The organism is Micromonospora sp. B9E7 (genome assembly GCF_039871815.1).
Taxonomy (GTDB): domain Bacteria; phylum Actinomycetota; class Actinomycetes; order Mycobacteriales; family Micromonosporaceae; genus Micromonospora.
This window is the reverse complement of the sequence record NZ_JBDPLX010000001.1, coordinates 611600-619449: the sequence shown is the minus strand read 5'-3', so window position 1 is coordinate 619449 and position 7850 is coordinate 611600. Positions and strand designations below refer to the sequence as shown.

The following is a 7850-nucleotide window of genomic DNA, read 5'->3' as shown; positions in this document are numbered from 1 at the left end:
GCGGGGCCCCCCCCGCGACGCTGGTGGCACCGCGATCCGGAAAGGGTAGTTCGTGGCACGAACCGAACTCGGCGACTTCCTCCGAGCTCGCCGACAGGCGCTCCGCCCGGCCGACGTCGGGCTCCCATCGCGCGGGCGACGCCGCACCCCTGGCCTACGCCGCGAAGAAGTCGCACTCCTGGCAAGTCTGTCCGTGGACTACTACGAACGACTTGAGCAGTCGCGCAACAGCAACCCCTCCGAGGCTCTGCTCGGCAGCCTCGCCCGGGCGCTGCGCCTCTCCGTCGACGAGCGGGACTACCTTTACCGTCTCGCCGGACATCCGGCGCCGACGCCCAGCACCCTCAGCGGGTACGTCGACCCCGCGATGATGTTCCTACTCGACGCACTCACCACCGTGCCCGCGCACGTCATCGACCACCGTACTGCCATCCTCGCCCAGAACACCCTCAGCCGCGCGCTGCTGGGCTCATGGACCGACGGCGACGCCCGCCACTCGAACGTGACCTGGCGCTGGTTCACCCACCCCGAATCCCGCGCGCTCAACGTGCCGGAGGAACACGAGGCGATCGGACGCGGCTACGTCGCCGACCTACGCGCAGCCGCCGCCAGCATCGGCCCCGACCCGGTAGCCGACCAACTGATCGCCGATCTCACCATCGCCAGCGCCGAATTCGCCCAGTACTGGTCCGACATGCAGGTCGCCCCACTACAGGCCACCCGCAAAATCCTCGTCCATCCGCAGGCCGGACGTCTGGACGTACAGTGCGACTTCGTCCTGAGCACCACCACGGGTCAGCGCTTGGTCATCTTTCGACCTCAGCCCGGCACGGCCGCCGCCGACAGCTTCGACTTCCTCCGCGCCCTGGGCGAACAACCCCTTTGATCGTTCCTGATCCGCCACGCCGTCGGTCGCACGACAACGGTCATCCCGCCCGGGCCGAAACGCACGAGGTCGGCAGGGGACCTTCGTCGTCCGCCTATCGTGGTATCCGTTGATGGGATGTGCCCGCAGCCGCCTCTTGTGCGGCGTCTGCTCCCCAACTGGCCAACAGCCGCAGCGCCTCTTCGGAGAGCGAGCCGGGCTCGGCGTGGTAGGTGGTCAGCAACTGCTCCGGATCACCGGGGAGCGCGAGTGTCTCGTAGCGCAGCGTCAGCTCACCGACCAGTGGGTGTGACAGAAGCATGATGCCGTGCGTCTTCTTCTTGACGTCGTGGGTGGCCCACAGCCTGCGGAAGTCCTCGCTCTTGATAAAGAGTTCGCCGATCAGCGAGACGAGCAGCGGGTCGTTTGTCTGCGGGCCGGCCCCAAGCCGCAATTGTCCTACCACGTCGTACGCCTTGGACTCCCAGTCCGCGAACAGCGTCCGGGAGGCCGGGTCGAGGAAAATGATCCTCGCCCAATTCCGATCCTCCGGGGTACGGGCTGCCCAGTCACCGAAGAGGGCAGAGGCGGTCTGGTTCCAGGCCAGCACATCAGTGCGGCGGCCCCATACGTAGGCGGGCACGCCCTCCACCGCGGCCAGCAGTTCGTGTATCGCGGGCCTTACCCGTTGGCGTGGCGGCGCGGGCTGGTGCTGCTGTCGCTCGGGCTGGGCCAGGCTCAATAGGTGGGCATGCTCGGCCTCGGAGAGCTTGAGTGCGCGGGAAACCGCGTCCAGCACCTCACGTGAGACGTTGCGGGCATTGCCCTGTTCGAATCGCGTGTAGTACGCCGCGGAGACTCCGGCGAGCTGCGCGAGCTCTTCCCGCCGCAGCCCCGGGACACGGCGCCGTCGGCTGTAGTCGGTGAGCCCCACATCCGCCGGCTTGTGCCGGGCCCTGCGAGTACGCAGAAAGTCGCTCAGTTCTGCGCGGGGGTCGAGCCTTTCCTGCGGGTTGGATGCAGGATCCGACCCTGAATCGGCTGAGCGGCCGGCCCAGGAAGCGTGACGGGTGGTCATGTCTCGATTATCCCACCGATTACGCAGCCCAGCCTGTCCCTGCCAGTGATAGCCACACGAAACGTAGACGAAGCGGGTGGCTGGCTGACACCGCACAGCTGAAGCACGCTCGACGTGTTCTGAGCAAAAGAGCCGCAAGCCCCTGGCCGATCCCTGGCGGGGTCCGTTCCGTTCCTGAAAGAGCACCATGACTGAAATCGTCACCACATCAACAGCCTCGATGGCGGCGACCACTGGGCGGAACCGCCTTCCGGGCAACGCCTTGCTCGGCCTTTTCCTGGCCGGCTTTATCAGCATCCTCACCGAATGCCTCCCGGCGGGTCTCCTGCCGGAAATGAGCCGCACCCTGCACACCGGTGTCTCACTGACCGGTCAGACCGTCACCCTCTACGCGCTCGCCACCGCGCTCGGCGCCATCCCTCTTGCGCGGGCGACGGCGACCTGGCCGCGCAAACACGTCCTGCAACTCGCTCTGGCCGTGGTCGCCGTCACCAATGCGCTCACCGCGATGTCCAGCGACTTCACGCTGACAATGGTTCTCCGCTTCATCGCCGGTCTGGGAACGGGACTCATCTGGCCCCTTCTCGGCGGCTACGCCGCCCGCCTCGCACCACCGGGACGAGAGGGCCGTGCCATCGCCATCGCTCTGGCCGGAACCCCGATCGGACTGGCTCTGGGTGTCCCGCTGGGGACCTGGCTCAGCAGCCTCGGCGGCTGGCAACTCGCCTTCTACGCCTCGGCCGCCGTGAGCGTCCTGACCATGGTCTGGGTCCTGGTGGCGCTTCCGAATCTGCCCGGCCAGCCGGTCGACGCACGTTTCACGATCTCGCAGATCCTGGTCATTCCCGGACTGCGGCCCATCCTGTTCGCGCTCGCCACGTACATGATCGCGCACAACCTTCTCTACACCTACATCACCGACCTCCTCCTGCACGCGGAGATGGCCGACCAGACGGGCTGGGTGCTGTTCGCCTTCGGGGTCACCTCCGTGCTCAGCGTTCTCGTGGTCGGGGCGCACATCGACCGACACCTGCGCAAGCTCGTCGTGGGCAGCACCCTGCTGTTCGGGGCCAGCGTGCTCGTCCTGGGCGTCCTCGCGGATACGCCGATGCTGGTCTACGGCGCCGTCGCCGCATGGGGCCTCGCGTTCGGCAGCTCCCCGAGCCTGTTCGTGGGTGCCACGATCAACGCGACAGGAGGAGCGGCGACCGTCGCTCAGTCGATCACCATCACGGTCTTCTCCGCTTCCATCGCGGTCGGCGGTTTCATCGGCGGTCTTCTGCTCGCCGGCCTGGGCACCGCCTCCATCACCTGGGGAGCACTGATCCTCCTGGTCGCCGCAGCCGCAACCGTCATCGGCGGCGCAAAGCACGCGTTCCCCAGGAACGCCTGATGCCGAATGAGGAAGGTAGCCAAATGACAACCATCGATCATGCCCCTGGCGGCAGTATCCGGACCGGAAGCTGCCTGTGCGGCTCGATCAGCTACCGATTCGACGGGCAGCCGGAGGCTGTCGTCCTGTGCCACTGTGCTCATTGTCAGCGCCACAGCGGTGCCGCCTTCTCGGTCAACGTTCTGGTGGCGCGCGACGCCCTGGAAGTCAGGGGTACGCCCAGGTCGTACCGGACCGTCGGGGTGGAGAACGGCAACCTGCGCGACCGGCTCTTCTGCGGTGATTGCGGTACTCCGATCCTCACCGTCCTTCACGAACGACCCGAACTGATGATCGTCAAGGCCGGAACCCTCGATGACTCGACCGGGTTGGAGCCGTTCGCCGAGGTGTGGTGGCGTCGAGCCCAGGACTGGATCGAACCGGACCCGAACCGAGCGAGGTTCGACGGCGACGCGACGTGACGGCGGCGGCAGGCGGTCGGTCGAAGGTGATGACCGACCGCCTGCCGGGGATGCCCTTGGCCATGGTGTCGAGAACCGCGTTGGCCCCTCGCAGGTCGACCTCCTCGATGTCGGGGAGGATGCCGTGCGCCACCGAGAAGGCGAGGGGGTCGCGGAGGTCGTGCGGGGAGCCGGACGGGTTGACCATGACGTGCAGTCGGTTGAGGACCATCTGCTGGGTGGGCAGGGTCAGCGGCTCCGGATCGTATCCACACAACACGAGCCAGCCGTCGGGTGCCAGGCTGGCAAGTGTCGCCGCGGCTGACGAGGACCTCGCCCGCCCCGGCGTGGGCGCCTCACGTTCGGTGACCGTCAGTGGCGCGTCGGCCGCGGAGACCGCGTACCCCTTCACCCGCGACAACGCGGACAGTGAGCCGAACGCCATCGGTGACGCAACCTGTGACGGCATCAGCGCGACCTGGGCCGGGCAGGCCCAGGAGTTCGACTGGGTCCAGAACACGGCCCGCAACGCGGGGGCCATGGGCGTCTTCTACTGGGAACCGACCTGGTACGCCGTCCGCGGCAACGGCTGGGACCCGGCCAACATCAACGGCACCGGAAACCAGTGGGACAACATGGCCGTCTTCGACTGGTCCGGCGGGTGAACCCGGGCGTGCGCTGGACGCCCTGACCCGTTGCCCGGACGCGCGCCGAGCCGGCTCCCGGCACCTTCGAGGAGGCACCGCCATCGCGCGACAACTGTGGCTGTCGCGCGATGGCCGTGACGAGGTGCCGGATCACGCCGCGAGGGTTTGCAGCGCGGTCATCAGCCGGGCACCGAGCGTGTCGACAAACTTCTCGCCACACTCGCGTCGGTGCCGTCGTAGCCCGCCCCGTGGTTGCCCGCGAACCCATTGACCGCGGTCGTGGCGTACGCCATGATCACCCTCAACTTGATACTGATGCCCGTCGCTCGTGCATCCATTTGCTGATGCGAGGCGGCGGGCATGCGTCGGCGTCTCACGGGGGAGATCGTTGCCGAATGACCATGTCCAGGATCAGCGCTGCCACCACGCCCGAAATCCGGGCGCAGGCGGCCGAGCACGACAAACCGAATGATCGGCGACTGACCGTCGGTCGTCGCCGCCTGCTCGTCGGCGGGTCCATCGTCGCCGCGTCGCTGGTCGGCCAGGGCCTCGTCGGGAGCGCCGCACTGGGCGCGGCGGTCACCGAGCTGTCAGTCGGGAAGGTGGAGATCACTCCACCGGTGGGCACGTACCTGGCCGGTTACGGCGTGGACGTGCCACGCAGGTCGACCGGGACCGCTGCCGCGCTGTTCGCGCGGTGCACGATCCTGTGGCATGCGGGTGTGCCCCACGTCATCGTCAGCGCCGACGTCCTCGGTTTCGCGCGTGGCCTGCACCAGTCGATCCGCAGCCAGGTGCTCGCTCTTGGCCTGGCGTCGGAGAACTTCGCGCTGACCGCCACGCACACGCACAACGGTCCGGTGCTCCCCGACAAACTGGACCCGTTCATCGCGTACGCGATGAATTCCACTGTGCGGGCACAGGTGCGTGCCTTCGGCGACCAGTTGGCCACGCGCATTGTGCAGCTGGTCCGTGACACGCTCGACGGCCCGCGAACGGCGTGCACCCTCGACTACCAGGTCGTCAAGCAGAACTTCTCGTACAACCGGGAGAGCCTGCCGTACGTCGAGTCGGATGTGCCGGTCCTGACGGCTCGTACGCCGGGTGGTGAGCCTCTGGCCGTGCTGTTCAGCTACGGGTGCCACCCGGTGACAGCCGGGTCCCAGACAATGTTCGACCCGGACTACCCGGGGGACGCGGTCACCCGGATCGAGCAGGCGACCGGGGCCTTCGCCCAGTTCCTCCTCGGGCCGGCCGGTGACCAGAACCCTGCCGGCGCGCGGGGCTGGGCCCAGCGGAGCCTGCGGGGCGCCGAACTCGCGCAGGCCGTCACGACGGCGCTGCTGCGGCCGGGTCGGCCGGTCGCTGGTCCGACGACGACCCATTACCGGGAGGTGAGCCTGCCGCTGGATGTGACGCCGACCGAGGACAATCTTCGGGACGTGTCCGCGGCCTACGCCGCGCGTTTCCACGATCTTTCCCTGCCGGGCTACTACCAGCGGCACGCGCGGCAGATGAGCGCGCAGATCGACGCCGGCACGTTCGCGACGTCGATTCCGGTCCCCGTGCAGTCCTGGAGGTTCACCGGCAGCCCAGACCTTCGACTGCTGCTGGCCGGCGGCGAGATCGTGTCCGGATACGCCGTCTACTTCCGGGCGCGATACGGCACGTCCAGCCAGCTGCTGTTCGCGGGCTACGCGAACGAGGTGAGCGCGTACCTTCCCAGCGACGAGCTGCTGCGGAGGACCGCGACGTACGCCGGCGGGATCGACGCCGACTTCCCGGGCATCGCCGGGGGCTCGATGACTGTCTACGGCTGGTTGGGGCACCTGAAAGGAAAACCGACAGCGACATCTCCCGACGGCGTGGAGCAGATCCTCATCGGCGCGATCGACGCGGCACTGTCGGCGTAACGTCGCCGAGAACGGCGAGGGCCGGCCCTTCCGGGCCGGCCCCTCGGTCGGTCGGACGGATCAGCGGGCACCTGAGGGCCGGTAGGAGTCCTTCCCGGCCGTCTCAGGTGCCCGAAGACCCTAGGTGCGCGTGCTCCACTGCTGGTTGGCGCCACCGTGGCAGGCCCACAGGTGCAGTTGCGTCCCATTGGCCGTGCCGGAGGCGACGGCGTCGAGGCAGAGCCCGGATTGGGCTCCGGTGATGGTGCCGTTGGAGTTCAGGTTCCACTGTTGGTTGGATTGGCCGTTGCAGTCCCAGATGATGACGGCGGTGCCGTTGCTGCTGCCGCCTCCGCTGGCGTCCAGGCACTTGTTGCCGTACACGGTCAGGGCGCGGTTGGTGGTATGGGTCCAGCGTTGGTTGGTGCCACCGTGACAGTCCCACAGTTGCGGGCGTGCGCCGTTGCTGGTGCTGGAGTTGGGGATGTCGACGCAGCGGGCGGACTGGCTCCCGGCGATCAGCACGTTCTGCTGGCCGGGCGGCGGGGTCGACGGCGGGGGTGTGGTCGGCGGCACGGTGGATCCGAACTGGCTGAAGAACCGCCACACCTCCTGCTTGACCCAGCTCCGCGCGCCGCTCTCACAGCCGGCACACCCGTCCACCGGACCTTGCTGGTGGCCGCCGTCGAACGCGGCCCAGACCACCGGATATCCGGCCTGGCACGAGTAGGCGGTGGTGATGTGGGTCAGGCTGCCCGCCCTCGGCTCGGGCGGGTTCTGCGCGGCACAACCGTTGTTGCGGACGAACCTGTCGCGCAGCGAGCGTCCGCTGGGGATGTTGTCGTTGATGCCGTGAATACCCAGGTACGCCACTGGCTGGGTGCCGCCGCTGCATCCGCTGATCGCCCCGGGGGCGGCGATTGCCGCGACCGCCCGGAACACCGTCGGTCGGGAACAGGCCAACGAGTAGCTCATGGCGCCGCCGTAGCTGAACCCGACTGAGAATCGTTGCGTCGTGTCGACACAGAGGGCGTTCTCGATCGTGCGGATCATGTCGTCGGTGAAGGTCACGTCCTCGCCGTTCGAGTTGCCCCAGCCGTTGTTGAGGCCCTGCGGGGCGACGAAGATGGTGGTGTTGTTGGCCTGCGAGAGCATGCCGTAGTAGGCCCACGGGGCTCCGTCGCTTCCGCCCGACGCGACCTGACTGGCGGTGCCGCCCAACCAGTGGAACCCGAAGGCCAGCCGGTGGGCGTAGGTGTTGTTGTAGCTGTCGGGGAGCCGAAGGATGAAGCTCCGGCTCTTCCCGCCGCTCTGGATGGTGTGGGTGCCACTGTTCAGTCCAGGCGCCTTACCGCAGCCGGCGGTGGTGGCCGCCACCGCCGATCCGACGGTCGTGACGACGTACGCGCCGACGACGGCTAGGACCATGACCGCCATGGCGGCCCCTATCCAGGGGGTGGAAAGTTTGCGAAGTCGCACAGCTCAGCCTCCTCGTTGGTGAAGGAACATCGATCAGATCGGTGCCGGGCAGCTCG

General features: G+C 67.9%; 6 protein-coding genes and 1 pseudogene. 5 read left to right on the top strand and 2 right to left on the bottom strand.

Annotation, left to right across the window (positions count from 1 at the left end):
• Window positions 1-52 precede the first annotated feature (52 nt).
• Entirely contained in the window at window positions 53-886 is an 834-nt protein-coding gene (locus ABGB10_RS02700) for a helix-turn-helix transcriptional regulator (RefSeq protein WP_347659215.1), read from the top strand.
• 94 nt (window positions 887-980) lie between these two features.
• Here the strand turns inward: ABGB10_RS02700 and ABGB10_RS02695 are convergent, their stop codons facing one another.
• Window positions 981-1943, bottom strand: a complete 963-nt coding sequence (locus ABGB10_RS02695) for a helix-turn-helix transcriptional regulator (protein WP_347659214.1) — start codon at window positions 1941-1943, stop codon at window positions 981-983.
• A gap of 187 nt (window positions 1944-2130) precedes the next feature.
• Between ABGB10_RS02695 and ABGB10_RS02690 the strand changes: the two genes are divergently transcribed.
• The 4 genes and pseudogenes from ABGB10_RS02690 to ABGB10_RS02675 all read left to right on the top strand — a co-directional run bounded on the left by ABGB10_RS02690 (window position 2131) and on the right by ABGB10_RS02675 (window position 6336).
• Complete coding sequence (locus tag ABGB10_RS02690; protein WP_347659213.1) at window positions 2131-3336, top strand: MFS transporter; 1206 nt, start codon at window positions 2131-2133, stop codon at window positions 3334-3336.
• 23 nt (window positions 3337-3359) lie between these two features.
• The gene (locus tag ABGB10_RS02685; RefSeq protein ID WP_347659212.1) at window positions 3360-3797 is read left to right on the top strand and encodes a GFA family protein; all 438 of its coding nucleotides are present in this window, start codon (window positions 3360-3362) and stop codon (window positions 3795-3797) included.
• Between the two features lie 371 nt (window positions 3798-4168).
• Window positions 4169-4467 (top strand): annotated as a pseudogene (locus ABGB10_RS02680) (glycosyl hydrolase 53 family protein); the annotation flags it as partial.
• 351 nt (window positions 4468-4818) lie between these two features.
• Entirely contained in the window at window positions 4819-6336 is a 1518-nt protein-coding gene (locus ABGB10_RS02675; RefSeq protein WP_347659211.1) for a hypothetical protein, read from the top strand.
• 120 nt (window positions 6337-6456) lie between these two features.
• Here ABGB10_RS02675 and ABGB10_RS02670 read toward each other — a convergent pair whose 3' ends face one another.
• Complete coding sequence (locus ABGB10_RS02670) at window positions 6457-7743, bottom strand: ricin-type beta-trefoil lectin domain protein (RefSeq protein ID WP_347659237.1); 1287 nt, start codon at window positions 7741-7743, stop codon at window positions 6457-6459.
• Window positions 7744-7850: the final 107 nt, after the last annotated feature.